We start from the raw sequence: 21,002 nt of genomic DNA on the forward strand, positions 1-21,002 counted from the left end.
CGCATGCGGGCACGGGCGGCCCGGGTGCATCAGTGACCGCGTGCGGGCCAGGAGGGGTCAGAAAACCCTTGCTGATGTGACTCCCGGCACGGTACGGTGAGGCGCATCTCGGTGCGATGAGGCGGGCGGCGAGGCGGATGGCGCCCAGGCGTCATTCGGGCACCGGCGCCACCACGGTCTCGCGAAGGAGAGAGCCATGGCCGAGCACCCATCACCAACCACCCTGGACGACCTGCTCCGCGGCATCCCGGCCGGCCCGCCAGTGGCCTCCGCCGATATCCCGAGCCCGGGGCGCACCTTCATCGTGCTCGATGACGACCCCACCGGCACCCAGTCCGTCGCCGACCTGCCGGTCATCACCGGCTGGAGCGTCGAGGACCTGGTCTGGGCCCTGGGCAGGGGAGCCCCCGCCGTCTACGTCATGACCAACTCCCGCTCCCTGGACGCGGACGACGCCGCCCGTGTCAACACCGAGGTCGTCACCCACGCCCTGGAGGCCGCCGAGCGCACCGGCACGGCCATCGCCTTCGTCTCCCGCTCCGACTCCACTCTGCGCGGCCACTACCCCCTGGAGCCCGACACCATCGCCGACCTCATGGAGAGGGCCGGCACCCCGGTGGACGGCATCATCCTGTCCCCGGCCTTCCCCGACGCCGGGCGCATCACCGTGGGCGGCATCCACTACGCCGGCTCCCCGACGGCGGGCTACGTGCCCGTCGGGGAGACCGAGTTCGCCGGCGACAAGACCTTCGGCTACCGAGCCTCCCAGCTGGCCGCCTGGGTCGAGGAGAAGACCGGGGGCGCCGTGCCCGCCGGCCGGGTCCTGACCATCGACCTGACGCTCCTGCGCACTGACGAGGACGCTGTCGTCGACATCCTGGGCTCGGCCGCCAGCCGCACGCCCATCGCCGTGGACTGCGTCGAGGAGAACGACCTGCGGCTCCTGGCCCGCGCGCTCCAGCGCGCCGAGGACGCCGGATCCACCTTCGTCTACCGGGTCGGCCCGCCCTTCGTGCGCGCTCGCATCGGCCAGGAGCCCCACCAGCCACTGAGCCCCGACCAGGCCCAGCCGGCCAGCACCGCCCCGGAATCGGATGCCCGTGGCGGCCTCATCGTCGTCGGCTCCCACGTGGGCCTGACCGGACGGCAGGTCGACGCCCTGCGCGCCGCCACCTCCACCCCCGAGATCGTCCTGGACGTGCCCACCGTCCTGGACGACGCGCGCGGCCCAGCCCATCTCGCCGAGATCGCCGACACCGCCATCGAGGCCCTTCGCACCGGCAGCGTCGTCGTGCGCCGCGGTGGGGCCTTCGTGGCCGGGCGCGACGCCGAGGAGTCCTTGGAGTTCGCTCGTCGCGTCTCACAGGCCGTCGTCGAGGTCGTCCAACGCATCGTGGCGGCGCGCTGCCCGCGCTTCATCATCGCCAAGGGCGGCATCACCTCCTCCGACGTGGCCAGCAGGGGCCTGGGCATGAGCCGGGCCATCGTGCGCGGCCCCATGCTGCCCGGCATCGTCTCCCTGTGGGAGCCCCAGGACGGCCCCGCCGCGGGGGTGCCCTACATCGTCTTCGCCGGCAACGTCGGCGACGACGACTCCCTGGCCGCCGTCGTCGCCACGCTGGACGCCGGGACCGGATCGCACTGGGCCGGCTGATCGGCCACCGGCCCGGCCGCCGGCCGGGTACCGGGCTCGCACCACCCCACTCTCATCCAAGGAGGTCGACATGACCAGCACCGTCGCCGTCCTGGGCCTGGGCGCCATGGGCCTGCCCATGGCCTCCCACTTGGCCCGCACCTTCACCACCACCGGATTCGACATCGCCGCCCAGCGCCTGGACCTGGCCTGCCAGGCGGGCATCGCCCCTGCCGCAAGCGCCGCCGAGGCGGCCGCCGGCGCCGACGCCGTCCTGGTCGCCGTGCGCAACCAGGCCCAGCTCGAGGAGCTCCTCTTCGGCCAGGACGGCATCGCCGCCGCCATGAGGCCCGGGGCGCAGGTCCTGCTCACCTCCACCGTCGGCGGCCAGGGAGTCTCCGCCGTGGCCGAGCGCCTGGCGGCAGCCGGCCTGGGCCTGGTCGACGCCCCGGTCTCCGGTGGGCCGGTGCGCGCGGGCACCGGCGACCTGCTCGTCGTCGTCGGTGCCGAGGACGCCTCCTGGGAGGCCGCGCACGACGTCCTGGACGCCTTGGCCTCCACCCTGGTCCGAGTGGGTGATGCCCCCGGCTACGGGCAGGCCATGAAAACCGTCAACCAGCTCCTGTGCGGAGTGCATATCGCCGCCGCCGGGGAGGCCCTGGCCCTGGCCGACGCGCTGGGCCTGGACACCGCCGCCGCCCTGGAGGCGCTCATGGCCGGCGCCGCCTCCTCCTTCATGCTGGGCGATCGCGGCCCGCGCATGCTCCAGGCCTACGACGAGGCCGGCGCCGAGGTCCGCTCCCGCCTGGACATCTTCGTCAAGGACATGGGCATCGTCACCGCCGCCGCCAAGAGCGCGGGCCTGTCGACGCCGGTGGCCGCCGCCGCCGAGCAGCTCTACCTCCAGGGCGCGCGTCGAGGCCTGGCGGCCCAGGACGACTCCAGCATCATCACCGTTCTGGCACCGAGCCCAAGCGCGCCGGCCACGGCCGAGGCGGGCCCAGGTGAGGCGGGCCCGGGCGAGGCGGGCGCCGCCAGTCGAGCCGGGCAGGCGCCGTCATGAGCGCCGTCGCGCTGAGCCCAGGCCTCCTGGCCTCCCCGACGCTCGCCTCCGCCCTCCCCCTGGCCGGGGATGAGCCTCCCGAGCCGGTCCTATCCGCCCCCGTCCTGCTGCTCCTGGCCGCCGGGGCCATTGCCGTCCTGCTCGTCCTGGTCATCAAGGTCAGGATGAGCGCCTTCATCGCCATGCTCCTGGTCTCCATGGGCCTGGCGCTCGTGGCCGGCATCCCTGTGGGCGACATCGTGACCACTATGACCGACGGCATGGGCAAGACCCTGGGAACCGTGGCGATGATCGTGGGCCTGGGGGCGATCCTGGGGCGCATCGTCGAGGCCGCCGGAGGCGCGGAGATCCTCGCCGATCGCTTCACCCGAGTGCTGGGGCGACACCGCGTCATCGCCGCCGTCACCGCCGCCTCCTTCATCCTGGGCATCCCGATCTTCTTCGACGTCGGCTTCATCATCCTGGCGCCGATCGTCTTCGGCTTCGCCCACATCGCCAGGATCAACTCGCTGAAGATCGGCCTGCCGGTCGCCGCGACCCTCATGGCCCTGCACGTCGTCGTCCCGCCCCATCCCGGGCCGGTCGCCTCCGCCGCGACCCTGGGCGCCGACGTCGGGCTGCTGACCATGGTCTCCCTGCCCGTGTGCGCGGTGGTGGCGGTGGCCTCCTACTTCGCGTCGAAGCTGTTCAATGTGGATGGCATCGTCCTGGAGGGCAGCCCGCTGGGCTCCGCGCAGGACAGCGCCGAGGCCACCTATGAGCCGGGCGGCGCCGTCGCCCGTCCCCACGCCACCGGGCCGGGCACCGTCATCTTCCTCATCGTCGCACCCATCGCCCAGATGATGCTGGGGACCGTGGGGCAGATGATGGTTGAGGAGGGGAGCACCGCTCACGGGATCCTGGGCTTCGTCGGCTCCTCGACGACGGCGCTGCTGACCGCCGTCATCCTGGCCTACCTCATCATCGGGGCCCAGCAGGGCTGGGGCCTGGCCAGGCGCGGCGAGATCATCGACTCGGCCCTGCCGGATGTGGCCACCATCGTGTTCGTCACCGGTGCCGGCGGCGTCTTCGCCTCCGTGCTCGTGGCCAGCGGGATCGGCAAGGCGCTGTCCGGGGTGCTGGTGGAGGCCAATATGCCGATCCTGGTCACCGCCTTCGTCATCTCCCAGGCACTGCGGGCCTCGCAGGGATCGGCCACGGTGGCGATCCTCACCACCGGCGGCCTGCTGACCGACGCCGTGGCCAACGGCGGGTACACGGCCTTCCAGGTGGTGCTCATCCAGATGGCGATCGGCTTCGGGGCGCTGGGGCTGTCGCATGTCTCTGACTCCGGGTTCTGGATCGTCACGAAGTACATGGGGCTCAGCGTCAAGGACGGGCTCAAGACCTGGACAGCCCTGTCCACGATCGCGGGCCTCGTCGGGTTCGCCCTGACCGCCATGCTGTGGATGCTGGCCTGAGGGCCCGCTGCGGCCCGGCCCAGCGGGTCGCGGGAGCGCCGGGCCGCGTGACGTGGAAGACTGTGCGGGTGAGCACTGGTGAGAACCACGGGCTGACCGGCCCCCTCCACGCGCCCGCCCCGGCTGACCGCCTCGACGAGCTCGAGCCCGCCCCCCGCGAGGAGTGCGGCGTCTTCGGGGTGTGGGCACCGGGGGAGGAGGTCTCCCGCCTGACCTACTTCGGCCTCTACGCGCTCCAGCACCGCGGCCAGGAGGCCGCCGGCATCGCCACCTCCAACGGCGAGCAGATCCTGGTCTACAAGGACCTGGGCCTGGTCTCCCAGGTCTTCGACGACGGCGCCCTGTCCTCCCTGGCCGGCCACATGGCCGTGGGGCACGTGCGCTACGCCACCACCGGGGCCACCACCTGGGAGAACTCCCAGCCCATGCTCGGCCCCGCCTCCGGCTCCACCCTGGCCCTGGCCCACAACGGCAACCTCACCAACACCCGCGAGCTCATCGAGGCCGTGCGCGCCACCACCGGAGAGGACCTCACCGGCGAGCTGGGCCGCGGGTCCTCCACCGACACCGCCGTCATCGCCGCCCTCATGAACCTCATCTGCGAGCGCGGCGCCCTGACGGACTGGGACGCCGCCGGTGACCTGCGGGCCAGCGGCATCGCCGACGAGGTCGAGCTCGCCGAGGCCTACGGCGCCCCCGCGCCCCTGAGCGTCCACCAGGCGGCCCGCCGAGTCCTGCCCATGCTGCGCGGCGCCTTCTCCCTGGTGTTCATGGATGAGCGCACCCTCTACGCCGCCCGCGACCCCCATGGCGTGCGGCCCCTGGTGCTGGGGCGCCTGGCCAACGGCTGGGCGGTCGCCTCGGAGACGGCGGCCCTGGACATCGTGGGGGCGGCCTTCGTCCGCGAGATCGAGCCCGGCGAGCTCATCGAGATCGACGACGACGGCGTGCGCTCAACCCGCTTCGCCACCGTGCGGCGGGCGGGCTGCGTCTTCGAGTACGTCTACCTGGCCCGCCCCGACACCCGCATCTCGGGGCGCTCGGTCATCGCCTCGCGCAACGAGATGGGCGCCGCCCTGGCCCGGGAGCACCCCGTGGAGGCGGATATGGTCATCGCCACGCCCGAGTCGGGCACCCCCGCCGCCATCGGCTACGCCCAGGCCTCGGGCATCCCCTACGGGCAGGGCCTGGTCAAGAACGCCTACGTGGGGCGCACCTTCATCCAGCCCACCCAGACCCTGCGCCAGCTGGGAATCCGCCTCAAGCTCAACCCCCTGCGCGAGGTCATCGAGTCCAAGCGCCTGGTGGTGGTCGATGACTCCATCGTGCGCGGCAACACCCAGCGAGCCCTGGTGCGGATGCTGCGAGAGGCCGGGGCCGCCGAGGTCCATGTGCGCATCTCCTCCCCGCCGGTGCTGTGGCCCTGCTTCTACGGCATCGACTTCGCCACCCGCGCCGAGCTCATCGCCACCGGCATGAGCGTGGAGGAGATCTGCCGCTCCATCGGAGCCGACTCCCTGGGATTCCTGTCCGTTCAGGGCATGGTGGAGGCCACCGCCCAGCGCGCCCAGGACCTGTGCATGGCCTGCTTCACCGGCGACTACCCGATCCAGCCGCCCTCCCAGGGCGCCGTCGTCGTCGCCGGCCCGGTGCGCCGCGTGCCCTCGGCCTACCGGCGCCGCGGGACCCCCGCGCCTGCCGGCGCCGTCGACCCCGACTCCATCACCCTGCCCGACCTGAGGGCCGGCAGCCCTCTGGGAACAGCGGGCCCCACCACCTAGGCGCCGGCCCGCCCCTGCCCGCCCCGGGGCGGCCCCGGTCCGCCCCCGCCCCGACCATCAGACCGATCGATTCTCAAGGAGCCCCCGATGCCCCCAGTACCCGATCAGGCCAGTCAGCCCATCACCTACGCCTCGGCCGGGGTGGACACCGCCGCCGGAGACCGCGCCGTCGAGCTCATGAAGGAGGCCGTGGCCGCCACGATGACCCCCGCCGTGGTGGGAGGCGTGGGAGGATTCGCCGGCCTGGTGGACGCCAGCGCCCTGCGCGACTACACCCGCCCCCTGCTGGCCACCTCCACCGACGGCGTGGGCACCAAGGTCGCCATCGCCCAGGCCCTCGACATCCACGACACCATCGGCCAGGACCTGGTGGGCATGGTGGTCGACGACATCGTCGTCGTGGGGGCCCGGCCCCTGCTCATGACCGACTACATCGCCTGCGGCCGCGTGGTCCCCGAGCGCATCGCCGACATCGTGCGGGGTGTGGCCACGGCCTGCGCCGCCATCGGCACCCCCCTGCTGGGCGGGGAGACCGCCGAGCACCCCGGCCTCATGGGGCCCGAGGACTACGACATCGCCGGGGCCGCCACCGGGGTGGTCGAGGCCGATCGCATGCTGGGCGCCCAGCGGGTGCGCCCCGGGGATGTCCTGGTGGCCCTGGGCTCCTCAGGCCTGCACTCCAACGGCTACTCCCTGGTGCGCCGCGTCGTCGAGGCCGCCGGCTGGGAGCTGGAGCGCCACGTGGAGGAGTTCGGGCGGACCCTCGGCGAGGAGCTGCTGGAGCCCACATGCCTGTACACCCGAGTGTGCCTGGCCATGCTGGAGACCCTGTCCTCCCCGGCCGCCCCCGGCCCCCTCCACGCGCTGTCGCACATCACCGGCGGGGGACTGGCCGCCAACCTGGCGCGCGTCCTTCCCGCCGGGCTCGTGGCCGGCGTGGACCGGGCCTCCTGGCAGGTCCCGCCGGTCTTCTCCACGATCCGCGAGCTCGGCCAAGTGCCCTGGGAGGACGCGGAGGCCACCCTCAACCTGGGGGTGGGGATGGTGGCCGTCGTCGACCCCTCGGGGGCCGACGGCGTGCTGCGCATCGCCGAGGGCTCGGGCATCCCCGCCTGGGTGCTGGGGGAGGTGCGCGAGGACGACGGGCGCGCCCGGGGCCGGCTCGTGGCCGGCACCAAGGGAGTCGATGGAGGCGCCGTGGACATCCACGGCGACTACCGCAGCGAGTGAGCCCGGGGCCCGCCCGCCTCACCCCACCAGGGCGCCCAGATGCGCAGAACTCCTCAGAGGGCGCAGCGGTTCCACCGCTCCCTCTGAGGAATTCAGTGCATGAGTGGGCTGAGCGGCCTCAGCGGTTACCTGGCACCTCGTCGGACTCATCCCAGTCATCGTCATCGACGGCGTACTTGGCGGCCAGCTCCTCGTAGTCGTTGTCCTCCCCGGCCTCGGAGGCAGAGGACGCGGAGACGAGCTCGCGCTCGAGAGCCGCGTAATCCGTCTCCGGACTGAAGTACTTGAGCTTACGGGCGACCTTGGTCGCCTTGGCCTTCTGACGGCCGCGCCCCATAGGCTCGACCCCCTCCAACGTGTCACGGCACGCACGTGGCGCGCTCTTCCTGGTCAAATGTGTCGTGGGGCAACCGTACATCGTCGCCGCACAGGAACACCATTCGGGAGTCGCCCAGGTACCGTGGTGCCGCCCACCCCGCAGCTCCCAGGCTCGTGGGCCGCGCGGCCCTAGCGGCGCAGAAGACCCGCCACGACCAGCCCGGTCGCCACCGCTCCCACAGCGATCGCTGCCGCCGCCTCCTTGAGCGACTGGGGGTCGCCGTCCTGGACGCCCCGGACAGTCCTGCCCATCCGCGCCCTGAGCCAGTCGGCGCGCCCGCGAAGATCGGCCAGGCCCTCCTCGGCCTGGCCGCGCAGAGCGCTGAGGCCGGCCTGCGCCTGATCGCGCAGCTCCTCGCCGGCGGCCCGGGCCTGGGCGCGCGGATCCACGCGCCAGGCCAGCTCGTCCACCGAATCGGCCAGGGCCTGGCGCTGGGCGCGCAGGCGCTCCTCAAGCTGCTCGGGAGTGGCGGGGGCGTCCTGGGAGGATCCGCTCATCTGCTCGGAGTCGCTCATGAGATCGTCTCCGAGGAGGCGGTGCCGGCGGTGATGGCCTTGACCAGGGCCACGGCGCCGAGCCCCACCAGGCCCAGGGCCGCGGCGGTGACCGCGCCCAGGGCCACGGGCTCGCCGTCGCGGGCGTCGTCGAGCATGCGGGACAGGCGCGCGGGCGCGGACAGCCCCGGGCCCTGGGAGCCCGCACCGGTGTCCTGCGGGGCGGGGCGGGAGGCGTCGTCGGGCGCGAGGCCTGCCCGGGAGGCCAGGTGCTGGGCCGTGGACCGCGTCTGGGAGCGCATGGCTGTGGCCCGGGCGCGGGCCTGGCCCTTGAGGTCCTCGGCGCGGGCGCGCAGCTCGGTCATGGCGCTGGAGGCCGTCTGCTCGGCCAGGCGCTGGAGAGCGGCGGGGGCCAGTCGCGCCGCCAGGGTGTCGACATCCGAGGCCAGGCGCCGCAGCCGGGCGTCCTGCTCGGCGGCCAGGGCCTCAGGCGTGGGGCCCTTCCGCCTGGCGGGCCTGACGGACTTGCCGGGCTTACTGGGCTTGCCGGGCTTGCCGGTGCCGTTGGCGGCCTGGACGCGGGGGATGGGCTGGGTGGGGGCGTCGGGGGCGGGGACTCTGGGCGTGCTCACTGGGCGTTCCCCCTCTCCAGGCCCGCGACCACCGCGGTCCGGACCGTCTCCACGCTCTGCTTGAGGTTGGGGCGCGGGTCGGGGTTGTCGGCCTTGGCCGCCTTGAGCTTCTGGAGGCCCACATAGGCCAGGACGGCGGCGATGATGAGCAGGATGATGGCCACGATGAGGCAGCCGGCCCACAGCGGCATGACCAGGGCCAGGAGCTGGACGACCATGGTCAGCAGCAGTCCGAAGGCGAACAGGCCCAGCACCGCGGCACCGCCGAGCAGCCCGGCGCCCAGTCCCGAGGAGGTCGCCATGCGCATGGCCTTGGCCTTGGCCAGCGCTATCTCACCACGCACCAGGGCGGAGACGTTCTCCGAGATGCGCGAGACGAGCTCGCCCAGGCTGGGCTGGGGCGAGCGGCCCGGCGCTGGCGGGGGAGGTGGAGCAGGAGGCTGATTCTGGGCCATAGGTGAATAACCTTCGAGGCGGCGGACGGATGCTGCGGGCAGGGCCCACTGGCCCAAGAATCTCACAGGCCGGCCGTGCAGGGAACTGCTGCCCCATGTGCGGGCCTGTGCCCCAGGCGCACGGTCCTCGCCGGCACCGGTCAGACCCGCTCGGCGCGAAGCGCGGCGACCTCCTCGCGCAGGGCTCGCAGCTCGGCCAGGATCTCGCCGGACAGGTCGGCGGGCGGGTCAGCCGGCAGGTCGGCGGGCGGGTCGGCGGGCTCAGCGCCGGAGGCGGCCGCGTCGTCGGCGGCCGTGCCGGATGCCTCGGCTGCGTCTGCTGCGTCGTCGTCGCCCTGGTGGCGGGCATCCATCTGGGACATCGTGTCCACGATGACGGCGACGAACAGGTTGAGCATGGTGAAGGCCGAGATGAGGATGAAGGGCACGAAGAAGGCCCAGGCCCATGGCGAATGCTCCATCACCGGTCGCACGATCCCCATCGACCAGCTCTCCAGGGTCATGACCTGGAAGAGCGTGTAGAGGGATCGGCCCAGGTTGCCGAACCAGTCCGGGAAGGCCGGGCCGAACATGGCGGTGGACATCACCGCGGCCACGTAGAAGATCATGACCATGAGCAGGGCGATGGCGCTGATGCCCGGCAGCGACAGCAGCAGGGCCTCGACCACCCGGCGCAGGCTGGGCATGAACTTGATGACCCGCAGCAGGCGCAGGATTCGCAGTGTTCGCAGCACCGACAGCGGGCCCGCTCCCGGAACCAGGGCCACGGCCACCACCAGGAAGTCGAAGATGTTCCATCCGTCCCGGGCGAAGCGGCGCGGCCCCATGGCCACCAGCTTGATGACGATCTCGGCCACGAAGACCGTCAGCGCGGTGTGGTCGATCACGGTCAGGATCCGCCCGAGCGCGGAGCCGTGGGCCACCGCGGTCTCCAGGCCGATGGTCACGGAGTTGATGAGGATGAGGGCCATCACCACGTTCTGGACGCGCGTGGAGTGGACCCACTCGTCGAGGCGCCGGCGCCAGGGAGTGGGCTGAGGGGTCATGCGAGGGATCTCCGGTGTGAGGCGGGACGGCGCTGAGTGTAGACAACACCCCCTGACTCCGCCAATTTGCGCGAGTTCGTACTTTTCCGGGCCCGGAAAAGTACGAACTCGCGCAAATTGGCGGACTCACGGATTGGCGGACTGAGGGAGCGGGCTACTCCTGGCTCCAGGCCTCCCACAGGGCCGCGTACTCCCCGCCCAGGGCCACCAGCTCATCATGCGTGCCCAGCTCGACGATCCGCCCGTCCATGACCACGGCCACGCGGTCGGCGTCCTGGGCCGTGTAGAGGCGATGCGCCACCTCCACCACGGTCCGCCCCGCCAGGGCGCTGGACAGCGTGCGCTCCAGGGTGCGGGCCGCCCGCGGATCCAGCAGGGAGGTGGCCTCATCGAGGATGAGGGTGTGGGGGTCGAGCAGCACGAGCCGGGCCAGCGCCACCTCCTGGGACTGGGCCGGGCTCAGGGACAGATGCCCCGAGCCCACCAGGGTCTCCATGCCCTCGGGGAGCTCATCGACCCAGGCGTCGGCCCCGATGGCCTCCAGCGCGCCGCGGATCGTGGCATCGTCGGCCCCCGGGCGCCCCAGGCGAACGTTGTCGGCGATGGTGCCGGCGAAGACATGGTGCTCCTGGGTCACCAGGGCCACGTGGCGGCGCAGCTCGGCCTCGGACAGGTCCGTCAGGCGCACCCCGCCCACGGTCACACTCCCCGACGTCGGCGGGTTGATGCCCGCCAGCATCCGCCCCAGGGTCGACTTGCCCGAGCCCGAGGGGCCCACCACCGCCAGGCGCTCCCCGGGGACCAGCGCCAGGTCGATGCCGTGAAGCACCTCGACGCCCTCGCGGTAGGCGAAGCGGACGTCGTCCAGCTCCATGGCGGTGCCCTGTGGCACCTCCCCGGTGGGGGCGCGGTCCGGCGGGACCTCCTCAACCCCCAGGATGCGCGAGAGCGAGGCCTGGGAGATCTGGACCTGGTCGATCCAGAACATCAGCTGCCCCACCGGCTTGCGCAGCTCCATGGCGTAGAGGCAGACCGTGGTGATCGCCCCCAGGGTGGCCTGCCCGTGGGCCGCCAGGAAGCCGCCCCACAGGAGGATGACCACCACCGGCGCGCGCCAGGCCACATCCAGCACCAGGAAGAGCCAAACCCGAAGCCGCGCGGTATAGGTCTCCAGGGACCAGGCCTCGGCCACGCAGGCCGCGATCGCCGCCTCCCTGCGGTTGCCGATCCCCAGGGCGTCCACGGTCTGGGCGTGCTCCACGGTCTCGGAGACCGCGCCGTTGAGCCGCGCATAGGTGGCCGAGGTCGCCCGGTAGGCCGGCACCGAGATCGGCAGGTACCAGCGCATCATCGCCCACACGGGAGGGGCGATCACCAGCAGCCCCAGGGCCAGCCTCGGGTCGGCGACGGCGGCCGCCACCACGGTGAAGACGATGGTGACCAGGCACACCATGATCTGGGGGATCCCCACGCGCACCAGGAACTCGATGCGGGAGATGTCATTGGTGGTGCGCCCCACCAGGTCACCGGTCCCCGCGGACTCCACCGCCGAGAGCGGCAGGTGCACCACCCGCCCCATCATGCGCTCGCGCAGATCGGCGAAGACCGCCTCCCCCAGGGTGCGGGCATGCATATGCGCGTAGCGGTTGATGATCGCGCCGATGATCGTCACCACGATGATGATCGCCACGATCCGATCCACGTAGCCCGCGCTGGCCAGGCCCTGGGAGGCGCGGCCCACCAGCTGGCCCAGCAGCTGGGGCGCCACCAGGGTGGCCAGGATCGACAGGATCTGCAGGGCCAGGACCAGGGCGAATCTCCTGCGGTAGGAGGCCATGATCCCGAAGGTCTTGCGCATCGCGACCTGTCCGGGGGCCAGGGGCAGAGCCATCAGGACTCCACCTCCTCTCCGGTGGCGCGGGCCACGATGTCCCGGTAGGCGCGGGCGTCCTCCCGCCCGGTCCGGGCGGCCGTCAGCAGGTCGCGGTGCGTGGAGCGGATGCGCTCGGCGCCGTCGTCGTCCAGGAGCACCACCTCATCGCAGGCCTCCAGGACCAGCGGGGAGGCGGAGACCACGATGGTGGTGCGGCCCTGGCGGGCGGCGGCCAGGCGGCGGGCCACCCGCGACTCGGTGTGGGAGTCCAGCGCCGAGGTCGGCTCGATGAGCACCAGGGTGGGGGCCTCGGTCAGCAGCGCCCGGGCCAGCGCCACCCGCTGCCGCTGGCCGCCGGACAGGGACCGGCCCTTCTCGGTGATCATCCCGGCCAGGCCCTGGGGCAGGGAGGTCAGCACGTCGCCGGCGTCGGCCACCTCCAGGGCCTCCAGCAGCCGGTCGTCCCCGGGCATCTGGCGCTCCTGGGCGCGGACCTGCTGATCGACGTCGGCCAGCCCGGCCCGCTCGGCCTCGGCCCGCATGAGGACCGCCACCTCCGCCGGGGCCGGGTCGGGGGCGCAGCGCACATCGAGGGCGTCGCGCAGGGTGCCGGTGAAGAGCTGGGCGGTCGCCCCGGAGACGACGACGCTGGCGCGGGTCTTCTCCAGGGGCATGCTGGCCAGCGGCTGGCCTCCCAGGGTCACGGTGGGTCCGGCGTCGCTCAGGCGCCCCAGGCGGGTGGCCGCGGCGGCGGACACCTCGGGGTCGGGGGCCACCAGGGCGGTCATGCGGCCCGCGGCCAGGCGCAGCCCGGTGGAGGTGTCCACCAGCTCCCCGCGGGCGGGAACCGCGCGGGAGGGGTCCAGGTCCAGGCGCTCGCGCACCGTCCCCGCCGCCGGCACCACCCGCAGCAGGCGGCCCAGGCGGCGGGTGCCGACGACGGCCTGGGTGTAGTCCTGCACCACCATGGAGAAGACCATGAGGGGCCAGGACATGTAGGCGGTGTAACCGTAGAAGGTGACGAGGTTGCCCGGGGTGATCTCGCCGAGCACCGCCATGCGCGCGGCCACCCACACCACCATGGCCACGAAGAGGCCGGGCAGGAGGACCTGCAGGCTCATGAGGATCGACTGGGCGCCGGCGACCTGCACGCCGCGGCGCCGCAGCTCCTGGGAGGCCTCGCGGTAGCGGGCGGCGAACACGTCCTCCCCGCCGATCCCGCGCAGGATGCGCAGGCCCGCCACGGTGTCGGTGGTGATGGTGGTGACCCGCGACTGGGCCTCGCGCTGGTGGGCCTGGTGGCGCTGGAGCGGCTTGATGACCAGGGTGACGATCCATGCCACCAGCGGCAGCCCGATGATGACGATGAGCCCCAGGCGCACGGAGGTGCTCAGCATGAGCACGGCCACCACCGCCAGGGAGACGACGGCGCCGATCAGCTCGGGCATGCGCCGGGCGAAGCCTCCGATGCGCTGGGCGTCCGAGGCGACGATCGAGGCGATCTCCCCGGTGGAGGCCTGGTGGGGCAGGTCGGCTCCGGCGATGACGACCTGCCTGGCCACGAGGCGGTCGACGTCGAAGGTGGCGCGCACCATCGCCAGGGTCCCGAAGTAGGCCTGGCCGGTGTCCCCGATCGCGTAGATCACGAAGAGCCCGAGCAGTCCCAGCCCGATGGCCCAGATGTGGGGATTTAGCCCGTTCTCGATCCCCGAGTCCAGGGCCGCTCCCAGGAAGGCGGGCACCGAGGCCTGGATGACATTGGAGGTGATGGCGAACAGCGAGCCCACGATGATCGGCACCGAGGCGCGCTTGAGCAGCCAGAGCAGCAGGGTGGCGGTGCCTGTGGTGGGTGGCTGGGGAAGGGGGGAGCCGGGCGACGGAAGGAGGCGGCCGATCATGGAGCGGACGGCGCGGATGGAGCGGGCGGGGCGTGAGGGCCGGGCTGACCGGCTGGATGCGGAGGCGGGCATGACGTGTGAAAGCGTACTCCAGGCCTCCCAGCGGGGCGCGCCCGGGCCCCTTGGACGACGACCGCGCGGCCGGGAAGCGGGACTCCCGCTGCCCGGCCGCGCGGCCTGCGCGCCGGGTGCGTGGGCCGGCCTGCCAGGAGCCGGCCCGCGCACCCGACGGCGATCACTCGGTGGCGATGGCGTCCAGGACCGGCATGCGCGAGGCGCGCAGCGCCGGCCACAGCGCCGCCATGACACCGACGACCACGGAGAGCACGAGCATCGCCACCAGCTGGCCCCAGGGGATGGACAGGGTGGTGAGCCCGTTGTCCTCCAGGACCTTGCGCAGGGCCGCGGCCAGCGCCACCCCGGCCGCCCCGCCCAGGACGGTGCCGTACACGGCGGTCAGCACCGACTCGATGACGATCGAGCCCCCCAGCTGGGACTTGCCCAGGCCGACGGCCCGCATGAGCCCGATCTCGCGGGTGCGCTCGGAGACCGAGAGCACCAGGGTGTTGACGATGCCCAGCACGGCGATGACGATCGACAGCCCCAGCAGCCCGTAGACGATGGCCAGGGTCCGATTGACCTGCTGGCCCACCATGTCGGAGAGCTCCTCGGCGTTGGAGACGGAGTACTGGTAGGTGGGGGCCAGGATCTCCTCGGCCTTGTCCCGCACGGCGCCGGCGTCGGCCCCCTCCTCCAGGGTCAGCAGCATGCCGAGGGGCGTGTCCAGCACCTGGTCGGCCTCGGTGGGCGTGGTTCGCGTCCACGAGCCCACGCCGGCGGCCAGCTCGGGCGAGGTGTAGAAGTCCGCCCTGATGGCGTCGGGATCGACGACGGCGACCACGGTGGCCTGCACGGTGCCCAGCGGCCCGGTCAGGGTGACCGTGTCCCCCATCGTGGCGTCGACGTCCTCGCGCACCGCCACATGGGTGGCGTCCACGTCCTCCAGTGAGCCCTCGACGACCTTGAGGTCCATGGCCTTGTTGAAGGCCGCCGCGTTCATCACGATCGTGTTGGTGGTGGGCGCCTGGGTGCCGTCGGGCATCGTCGCCGCCACCATGTGGCCGGTGAAGCGCTCCGCCGTGGCCACGCCGTCGATCTGCTCGATCTCATCGGCCATCTCAGCGGGCATGACGGCGGTGCCCGTGCTCTGGACCGGCTGGATGACGAAGTCGGCCTTGAGCGAGGTGTTGATGGCATCCGCGGTGGAGGTCTGCATGGAGGCGGCCAGGGTGCCGCCGGCGCAGACCAGGGCCATGCCCACCATGAGCGCCCCCGAGGTATTGGCCGTGCGCCGGGGGTTGTGGACGATGTTGCGCACCGCCAGGCGGCCCGAGGGCCGGATGAGGCGCAGGGGCAGGCCGATCAGGCTGACGATGGGACGGGCCAGGACGGGGGAGAGCACGAGCAGGCCCAGGATCACCCCGGCGGCCCCCAGGCCCAGGATGAGCCTGCGCTGATCGATGCCCTCGTTGACCCAGGCCGCCGCCACGCCGGCGATCCCCGCGGCCAGGAGCAGGCCGCCGAGCACCGTGCGCAGCACCAGGGACTTCTCCCTGGCCCCTCCGGCGTCGCGCATGGCCTCCACCGGGTGGGTCATCGCGGCGTCGCGGGCCGGCAGGAGGGCGCCGACCACCGTCACCAGGACTCCCATGACCATGGAGGTCACGATGATGGTCGGGGTCATGGGCACGCCGCTGTCCAGGGGCATGCCGGCCGCCTCCAGCAGGGCCACGATCCCCTGGAGCAGGCCCGCCCCCACCACGAGGCCCAGGGCTGATCCGATGATGCCGATGACCAGGGCCTGGAGGAAGACGGTGCCGAACACGGAGGACGGCGATGCTCCCACCGCCCGCAGCAGGGCGAACTCCCGCACGCGCTGGCGCACGCTCATGGCGAAGGAGTTCATGATGATGAAGGAGCCCACGAACATGGCCACGACCACGAAGACCAGCAGGAAGGTCTGGACGAAGCCCAGGACCTGCTCGATGGGCTTGTTGTTCTCCTTGATCATCTCGGCCTTGGTCATGACCCGGGTGCTGTCGGGCATGGCCTGGGCCAGGCGATCCTTGACGGCCTCGACGTCGGCGCCGTCCTCCACGTTGACCGAGATGCTGGTGACCTTGCCGTCGGGCGCGGCCAGGGGCATGAGCCAGTCGGCGTCCATGTGGATGACGGTGGCCCCGGCCATGGAGGTGCCGTAGTTGAACTCGCCGACGACGGTGACCTCGGTGGGCTGGCCCTGGACGACCACATGAGTGGTGTCCCCGACCTTCAGGCCCGAGCGCTCCATGGCCCCCGATTCCAGGGCGATCTCACTGCCGCCCTTGGGGCGCTTGCCCGCCACCCAGGTCATGTCCGTCTCCTCGTCGTCGAGGGAGATGATGAGCGTGGGGGCGCCCGACGTGGTCACCGGGGTGTCGTCGGCGCCAACGAGGACGCCCATGACGGAGGCGCCGGCGTGGGCGGTGGTGACCCCCTCGACCTGCTTGGCCTCATCGGCCAGGGAGCTGTCGATCCGCTCGGTGATGACCGCGGTGGTGTCCTCGGTGCCCTCGATCGGCTTGCCGGTGACGTAGAGGTCGGAGGTGACGGTCGAGGACAGCAGGGAGGAGAAGGTGTCGGATAGGACCGCCCTGAGCGCCAGGGTGCCCGAGAGGAAGGCGATGCCCAGCACGACGGCGATGGTGGTCAGGAGGAACTGCTTGAAATGCGCGCGAATGGAGCGCAGGGCGACTTTGAGCATGCCTCAGGCCTCCGCTCCGGTGGGTGCCGGGGTGGAGCGAGCCGCGTGGGCGGCCTCGCTCTCCCCGCTCAACTCGCGCAGGGCGTCCAGGACGCGGTCGGTGCTGGGGGCGGGCAGCTCGGCGGCCACATGGCCGTCGCGCAGGAAGATGACGGTGTCCGCCCAGGCGGCCGCATCCGGCTCGTGGGTGACCATGACGACGCTCTGGCCGAGCTCGTCGACGCTGCGGCGCAGGATGGACAGGACCTGCTCGGTGGAGTGGGAGTCCAGGTTGCCGGTGGGCTCGTCGGCGAAGACGACGGCGGGGGCGCCCACCAGGGCGCGGGCGCAGGCCACGCGCTGGACCTGGCCGCCGGAGAGCTCGGCGGGGCGGTGGCTCAGGCGGTCGGCCAGGCCGACGGCGTTGATCACCTGCTCGAAGCGCGCCTTGTCCACCTTGGTGCGCGCGATGTCCAGGGGAAGGGTGATGTTCTCGGCGGCCGTCAGGGTGGGGACGAGGTTGAAGGACTGGAAGATGAAGCCGACGCGCTTGCGGCGCAGCTTGGTCAGGCGGCGCTGGCTCATGGAGGAGATCTCATCGCCGTCGAGGTGGACGGTGCCCGAGGTGACGGCGTCCAGACCGGCCAGGCAGTGCATGAGGGTGGACTTCCCGGAGCCGGAGGGGCCCATGATGGCGGTGAAGCGGGCACGGGCGATATCGACGTCGACCCTGTCCAGCGCGGCCACGGCGCCGGATCCCTTGCCGTAGACCTTGGACAGCGCTCGGGCGGACAGGACGGGGTCGGCGACCGGCTGATGAGGCCGGAGCAGGCTGTGTCCGGTGGGGCGAGTGGGAACTGCGTGTGTGCTCATGGGGAGAGCGTTCCAGGCATGTATCGCCGATCACTCCTCCGCACGGATGAAGTCAGGGCCGGCAGCCATGGGGGGAAACCCTGATGGGCGCCTCGGGGGTGCCGTGCTGGGAGCCCCCGCGTTTGGGAGCCCCCGCGTTTGGGAGCCCCCGCGTTTGGGAGCCCCCGAGTGGGGCAGGGTGGGACGGTGGGGCTCGGCGGGCCGGTGGGTCGCTCAGTCCCAGCCCAGTTCGTGAAGGCGCGCGTCGTCGATCCCGAAGTGGTGGGCGACCTCGTGGATGACGGTCACCGCGATCTGGTCCACCAGCTCCTCGCGGGTGGCGCACCAGCGCTGGAGAGGGCCGCGGAACACGAGGATCCGGTCCGGCAGGGCCAGGGACCAGCTGTCATCGCGCTGTGTCAGGGGGGTGCCGTCATAGAGGCCCAGGAGCGTGGGCAGGCCCTGCTCGTCATAGTCCTCCTCGCGCAGCATGTCCGCATCCGGCTCCTCCTGGACCAGGACGACGACGTTGTCCATGGCCTCGGCCAGGTCCTCGGGGATGAGGTCGAGGCCATCGGCCACGGCCTCCTCGAACTCCTGGAGGGACAGGGCGGACACCGGCTCCTGAGTCATGGCTCAAGCCTGCCACAGGGGGCGTGGTCGCCCACGGCCGGGGCGCGGTGCTCGGCGGGCTCTCAGGGGGATTCGCGCACCGGCTGGTGCACTGTGCAGCCGCCTTGGGGAACCGCAGTCCCGTTCGATGGCCGAGGGGCGGGTCGGGTCGCTACGATCTGGGGTGTCATGGTGGTCCATGTCTCTTCAGGCGGGATGCGGACCCATGCTCACGCACTTCTGGGAAGGCCCTCATGGATCCCCTGCAGCTCATGATGGAGGCGAGTCGGGCAGACCATGCCTGCGCCGCGCAGACCACGGACGAGGCGCTGCAGGCGGCCATCGCCCGGAACCGTCCGGATCTGCGTGCCGCGCTCGCGGCCAATCCCGCGGTTCACGGCGATCTGCTCGACTGGCTGGCGGGCCTGGGCTCCCCGGCGGTTGACGCCGCCCTGGCGGCGAGGGGCGTGCCTGGCACCGGGGGCGACGCTGACCCGGAGTCCTCGGACTCGACGAGCGAGTCCGAGGGTGGGGCTGAGGGCAGCGGAGAGGACAGCGCCGAGGAGGCCGATGTCGAGGACAGCGCCGAGGACCCAGTCGAGGAGTCGGCTGATGCCGAGTCCGAGGGTGAGGGCGAGTCGGTTGCTGGAGAGGCTGAGGATTCCTCTGGTGAGGACTCCCACGACGAGACTGCCGAGGAGAGCGCTGAAGGCGCGCCCGAGCAGTCGGCTGACACTGAGCCCGACGCCGAGTCTGAGTCGGACTCGGAGGAGGACCCTTCTGCTGAAGATTCTCGGGAAGAGGGTGCTGAGGAGGGCGCCGGGGTGCTGACTGACAGCGAGCCTGCTGACGCTGAGCCCGAGCCCGAGACCGAGGACAGCGCTGAAGGCGCAGCCGAGGAGTCGGCTGATGATGAGCCTGAGGGTGAGCCTGAGGCGGATTCGGATGAGGACTCCCACGACGAGACTGTCGAGGATAGCGCTGAGGGCGAGCCCGCTGCTGAGGAGGCTGGTGTGGAGTCCGAGGACGAGGGCGAGCCTGCTGCCGATGAGGCTGAGGATTCCTCTGGTGAGGACTCCCACGACGAGACTGTCGAGGATAGCGCTGAAGGCGCAGCCGAGGAGTCGGCTGATGATGAGTCTGAGGGTGAGCCTGAGGCGGATTCGGATGAGGACTCCCACGAGGCGGACTCCGAGGAGGGTGTCGAGGCGCCGGCTGACGCTCAGCCCGAGGACGAGCCTGCTGCTGATGAGGCTGAGGATTCCTCTGCTGGGGACTCTCACGACGAGACTGCCGAGGATGACGCCGACACGGCCGTCGTGGCCGCGGTGGACCCGGAGGAGTCCGATGCGGGCGAATCCGAGGACGAATCCGATGACGATGAGTCGGATGACGACCCGCCGGTGGCTCCTCCGCCGTCGGCCGAGGACATTGCCGCATGGGCCGATACCCCCAGCGGGGCTCTCGGCTACATCGGGGATGTCTCCCCGGCGGTCTACGCCTCGGCCAGCAGCGCCCCTCAGTACTACGACCAGGGCCAGCAGCCCTACGCCCCCGCCTATGTGGCCGTCCCGCAGCCATCGCCAAGCCCTCAGCCGAGTTCGAGCTCCTCCCAGAAGCACCTCATGGTGGTCATCGTCGTCCTGCTCATGGTCATCGTCGGGGGAGGCGGCGCCTGGCTGGGGAGCGCCTACCTGGGCGATCGGGGTGATGACACCGCCTCAGACTCCCAGAGCAGTGCGGGATCCGATGGTGCGTCGTCGGGCGCGGAGCCCATGCCGGCCAGCTCCGTCACCATTGACGAGACCGTCCAGGCCTGCGACACAGCGCCCACCATCACCCCGACCTCTCTGTCCGAGTCCGACCAAGGACTGCAGATGAAGGCCACCGTGACCACCGCCTGCGCGGAGGGGGACTTCCTGGCGGGGGTGACGGATCAGATCATGGTCTACGGGCCCGCCAATGTGCGGGGCGACGGAGACCCCGATTTCCTGGTCGCCTCGGGCCAGTTCGACTTCTCCAGCAAGCCCCTGCTCATCCCGGCCGACGGCGTCACCCTCACGCTGCGCTTCGGCGGTCAGCACTACTACCGCGCGGCCGCGGACATGAACGCCGCCTCCCTGGTGGTCACCACCGAGCCGGACCGCAGCGCCGGGACATCCCTTGAGCCGCAGGGCTCGAGCATCACCGGCTCCGTGGTGCAGGCCGCCGAGCAGAGCGACGCCGTGCTCGCGGTCCAGGAGGAGAGCGCCGCCGGCAAGGCGCTTCGCTGGTACGCCGACCGCGACCAGGCCGTCGTGACCAGCGATCTCTCCGGCAAGTGGACGCCCCAGCTGTCCTCCAAGCGGCCCGGCCTGTACGCCGAGGGCATCACCTGGGACAACCGCAGCACGCTGCAGGAGTTCCTCACCACGCGCCAGACCAACTCCTCGGCAAGGCTGGTCTACAGCGATGACTGGCCGGTCTTCGATCCCGGCGGCGGTTGGTGGGTGACGCTGGAGGGCACCGCCTTCGGCTCCTCGGATGCCGCCAACGCCTGGTGCGACACCCAGGGCTACGACGCCGACCACTGCTTCGCCAAGCGCATGGGGACCAGCGGGACCCCGGAGGGGACCACCAAGCTGCGCTGAGCCCGGCGCGCCCTGCTCCGGTGAGCGGTCCCTGGTCCTGGGAGGACGAGGGTCTGCGTATCGGACGAGGGTTTGCGTCATCCGACTGGGGGTAGCACAGGGGTGATTGACGCAAACCCTCGTCGTCGACGCATATGCACGTTCGCGAGGCTTGGCGGCGGTGACCCCCGCCCTGTTCGCGC

Annotated in this window: 16 protein-coding genes; 6 read left to right on the forward strand and 10 right to left on the reverse strand. The window is 71.9% G+C overall.

Features of this window, described 5'->3' with window-relative positions:
• Positions 1-196 precede the first annotated feature (196 nt).
• The 5 genes from EL266_RS04460 (at position 197) to purM (ending at position 7,167) form a co-directional block, all read left to right on the forward strand.
• The gene (locus EL266_RS04460) at positions 197-1,654 is read left to right on the forward strand and encodes a four-carbon acid sugar kinase family protein (RefSeq protein WP_026428121.1); all 1,458 of its coding nucleotides are present in this window, start codon (positions 197-199) and stop codon (positions 1,652-1,654) included.
• A 70-nt stretch (positions 1,655-1,724) separates the two neighbouring features.
• A complete protein-coding gene (locus tag EL266_RS04465; protein WP_084501188.1) occupies positions 1,725-2,696 on the forward strand; it encodes an NAD(P)-dependent oxidoreductase in 972 nt (323 codons plus the stop codon).
• Positions 2,693-4,156 (forward strand): GntP family transporter, encoded by a 1,464-nt coding sequence (locus EL266_RS04470; protein ID WP_084501186.1) that lies wholly within the window; start codon positions 2,693-2,695, stop codon positions 4,154-4,156. The genes EL266_RS04465 and EL266_RS04470 overlap by 4 nt, the downstream gene beginning before the upstream one ends.
• A 68-nt stretch (positions 4,157-4,224) precedes the next feature.
• Positions 4,225-5,937 carry an amidophosphoribosyltransferase gene (gene purF / locus EL266_RS04475; RefSeq protein ID WP_051281483.1) on the forward strand — a complete coding sequence of 571 codons (1,713 nt, stop codon included), beginning with the start codon at positions 4,225-4,227 and terminating at the stop codon, positions 5,935-5,937.
• An 87-nt stretch (positions 5,938-6,024) separates the two neighbouring features.
• Positions 6,025-7,167 (forward strand): phosphoribosylformylglycinamidine cyclo-ligase, encoded by a 1,143-nt coding sequence (gene purM, locus EL266_RS04480; protein ID WP_026428119.1) that lies wholly within the window; start codon positions 6,025-6,027, stop codon positions 7,165-7,167.
• 118 nt (positions 7,168-7,285) lie between these two features.
• Here the strand turns inward: purM and EL266_RS04485 are convergent, their stop codons facing one another.
• The 10 genes from EL266_RS04485 to EL266_RS04530 all read right to left on the reverse strand — a co-directional run bounded on the left by EL266_RS04485 (position 7,286) and on the right by EL266_RS04530 (position 18,211).
• The gene (locus EL266_RS04485; RefSeq protein ID WP_026428118.1) at positions 7,286-7,504 is read right to left on the reverse strand and encodes a DUF3073 domain-containing protein; all 219 of its coding nucleotides are present in this window, start codon (positions 7,502-7,504) and stop codon (positions 7,286-7,288) included.
• A 170-nt stretch (positions 7,505-7,674) separates the two neighbouring features.
• Positions 7,675-8,061: a DUF3618 domain-containing protein gene (locus EL266_RS04490; protein WP_026428117.1), complete on the reverse strand. Its 387-nt coding sequence runs from the start codon at positions 8,059-8,061 to the stop codon at positions 7,675-7,677.
• Complete coding sequence (locus EL266_RS04495; protein ID WP_026428116.1) at positions 8,058-8,672, reverse strand: hypothetical protein; 615 nt, start codon at positions 8,670-8,672, stop codon at positions 8,058-8,060. Before EL266_RS04495 ends, EL266_RS04490 begins: the two co-directional genes overlap by 4 nt.
• Complete coding sequence (locus tag EL266_RS04500; RefSeq protein ID WP_026428115.1) at positions 8,669-9,127, reverse strand: phage holin family protein; 459 nt, start codon at positions 9,125-9,127, stop codon at positions 8,669-8,671. The genes EL266_RS04495 and EL266_RS04500 overlap by 4 nt, the downstream gene beginning before the upstream one ends.
• Before the next feature lie 140 nt (positions 9,128-9,267).
• Positions 9,268-10,173 carry an ion transporter gene (locus EL266_RS04505; RefSeq protein WP_051281475.1) on the reverse strand — a complete coding sequence of 302 codons (906 nt, stop codon included), beginning with the start codon at positions 10,171-10,173 and terminating at the stop codon, positions 9,268-9,270.
• 154 nt (positions 10,174-10,327) lie between these two features.
• The gene (locus tag EL266_RS04510; protein ID WP_026428114.1) at positions 10,328-12,064 is read right to left on the reverse strand and encodes an ABC transporter ATP-binding protein; all 1,737 of its coding nucleotides are present in this window, start codon (positions 12,062-12,064) and stop codon (positions 10,328-10,330) included.
• A complete protein-coding gene (locus tag EL266_RS04515; protein WP_026428113.1) occupies positions 12,064-13,944 on the reverse strand; it encodes an ABC transporter ATP-binding protein in 1,881 nt (626 codons plus the stop codon). Before EL266_RS04515 ends, EL266_RS04510 begins: the two co-directional genes overlap by 1 nt.
• A gap of 235 nt (positions 13,945-14,179) precedes the next feature.
• A complete protein-coding gene (locus EL266_RS04520; protein ID WP_026428112.1) occupies positions 14,180-16,747 on the reverse strand; it encodes an ABC transporter permease in 2,568 nt (855 codons plus the stop codon).
• A gap of 3 nt (positions 16,748-16,750) precedes the next feature.
• Positions 16,751-17,599: an ABC transporter ATP-binding protein gene (locus EL266_RS04525; RefSeq protein ID WP_026428111.1), complete on the reverse strand. Its 849-nt coding sequence runs from the start codon at positions 17,597-17,599 to the stop codon at positions 16,751-16,753.
• Positions 17,600-17,812: 213 nt separating this feature from the next.
• On the reverse strand, positions 17,813-18,211 hold the full coding sequence (locus EL266_RS04530; RefSeq protein ID WP_051281474.1) for a metallopeptidase family protein: 399 nt from the start codon (positions 18,209-18,211) through the stop codon (positions 17,813-17,815).
• Positions 18,212-18,444: 233 nt separating this feature from the next.
• Here EL266_RS04530 and EL266_RS04535 point away from each other — a divergent pair, with 233 nt between their 5' ends.
• Positions 18,445-20,820 (forward strand): variant leucine-rich repeat-containing protein, encoded by a 2,376-nt coding sequence (locus EL266_RS04535; protein WP_126412162.1) that lies wholly within the window; start codon positions 18,445-18,447, stop codon positions 20,818-20,820.
• The last annotated feature ends 182 nt before the right edge of the window (positions 20,821-21,002 follow it).

It is taken from the genome of Actinomyces slackii (assembly GCF_900637295.1).
GTDB classification, from domain to species: Bacteria; Actinomycetota; Actinomycetes; order Actinomycetales; family Actinomycetaceae; genus Actinomyces; species Actinomyces slackii.

What these genes read in the sequence shown, in the direction of transcription:
- EL266_RS04460 (WP_026428121.1), top strand. Translation starts at nt 197, where the DNA reads ATGGCCGAGCACCCATCACCAACCACCCTGGACGACCTGCTCCGCGGC.
- EL266_RS04465 (WP_084501188.1), top strand. Translation starts at nt 1,725, where the DNA reads ATGACCAGCACCGTCGCCGTCCTGGGCCTGGGCGCCATGGGCCTGCCC.
- EL266_RS04470 (WP_084501186.1), top strand. Translation starts at nt 2,693, where the DNA reads ATGAGCGCCGTCGCGCTGAGCCCAGGCCTCCTGGCCTCCCCGACGCTC.
- purM (WP_026428119.1), top strand. Translation starts at nt 6,025, where the DNA reads ATGCCCCCAGTACCCGATCAGGCCAGTCAGCCCATCACCTACGCCTCG.
- EL266_RS04485 (WP_026428118.1), bottom strand. Translation starts at nt 7,504, where the DNA reads ATGGGGCGCGGCCGTCAGAAGGCCAAGGCGACCAAGGTCGCCCGTAAG.
- EL266_RS04490 (WP_026428117.1), bottom strand. Translation starts at nt 8,061, where the DNA reads ATGAGCGACTCCGAGCAGATGAGCGGATCCTCCCAGGACGCCCCCGCC.
- EL266_RS04500 (WP_026428115.1), bottom strand. Translation starts at nt 9,127, where the DNA reads ATGGCCCAGAATCAGCCTCCTGCTCCACCTCCCCCGCCAGCGCCGGGC.
- EL266_RS04505 (WP_051281475.1), bottom strand. Translation starts at nt 10,173, where the DNA reads ATGACCCCTCAGCCCACTCCCTGGCGCCGGCGCCTCGACGAGTGGGTC.
- EL266_RS04510 (WP_026428114.1), bottom strand. Translation starts at nt 12,064, where the DNA reads ATGGCTCTGCCCCTGGCCCCCGGACAGGTCGCGATGCGCAAGACCTTC.
- EL266_RS04515 (WP_026428113.1), bottom strand. Translation starts at nt 13,944, where the DNA reads ATGATCGGCCGCCTCCTTCCGTCGCCCGGCTCCCCCCTTCCCCAGCCA.
- EL266_RS04520 (WP_026428112.1), bottom strand. Translation starts at nt 16,747, where the DNA reads ATGCTCAAAGTCGCCCTGCGCTCCATTCGCGCGCATTTCAAGCAGTTC.
- EL266_RS04525 (WP_026428111.1), bottom strand. Translation starts at nt 17,599, where the DNA reads ATGAGCACACACGCAGTTCCCACTCGCCCCACCGGACACAGCCTGCTC.
- EL266_RS04530 (WP_051281474.1), bottom strand. Translation starts at nt 18,211, where the DNA reads ATGACTCAGGAGCCGGTGTCCGCCCTGTCCCTCCAGGAGTTCGAGGAG.
- EL266_RS04535 (WP_126412162.1), top strand. Translation starts at nt 18,445, where the DNA reads ATGGATCCCCTGCAGCTCATGATGGAGGCGAGTCGGGCAGACCATGCC.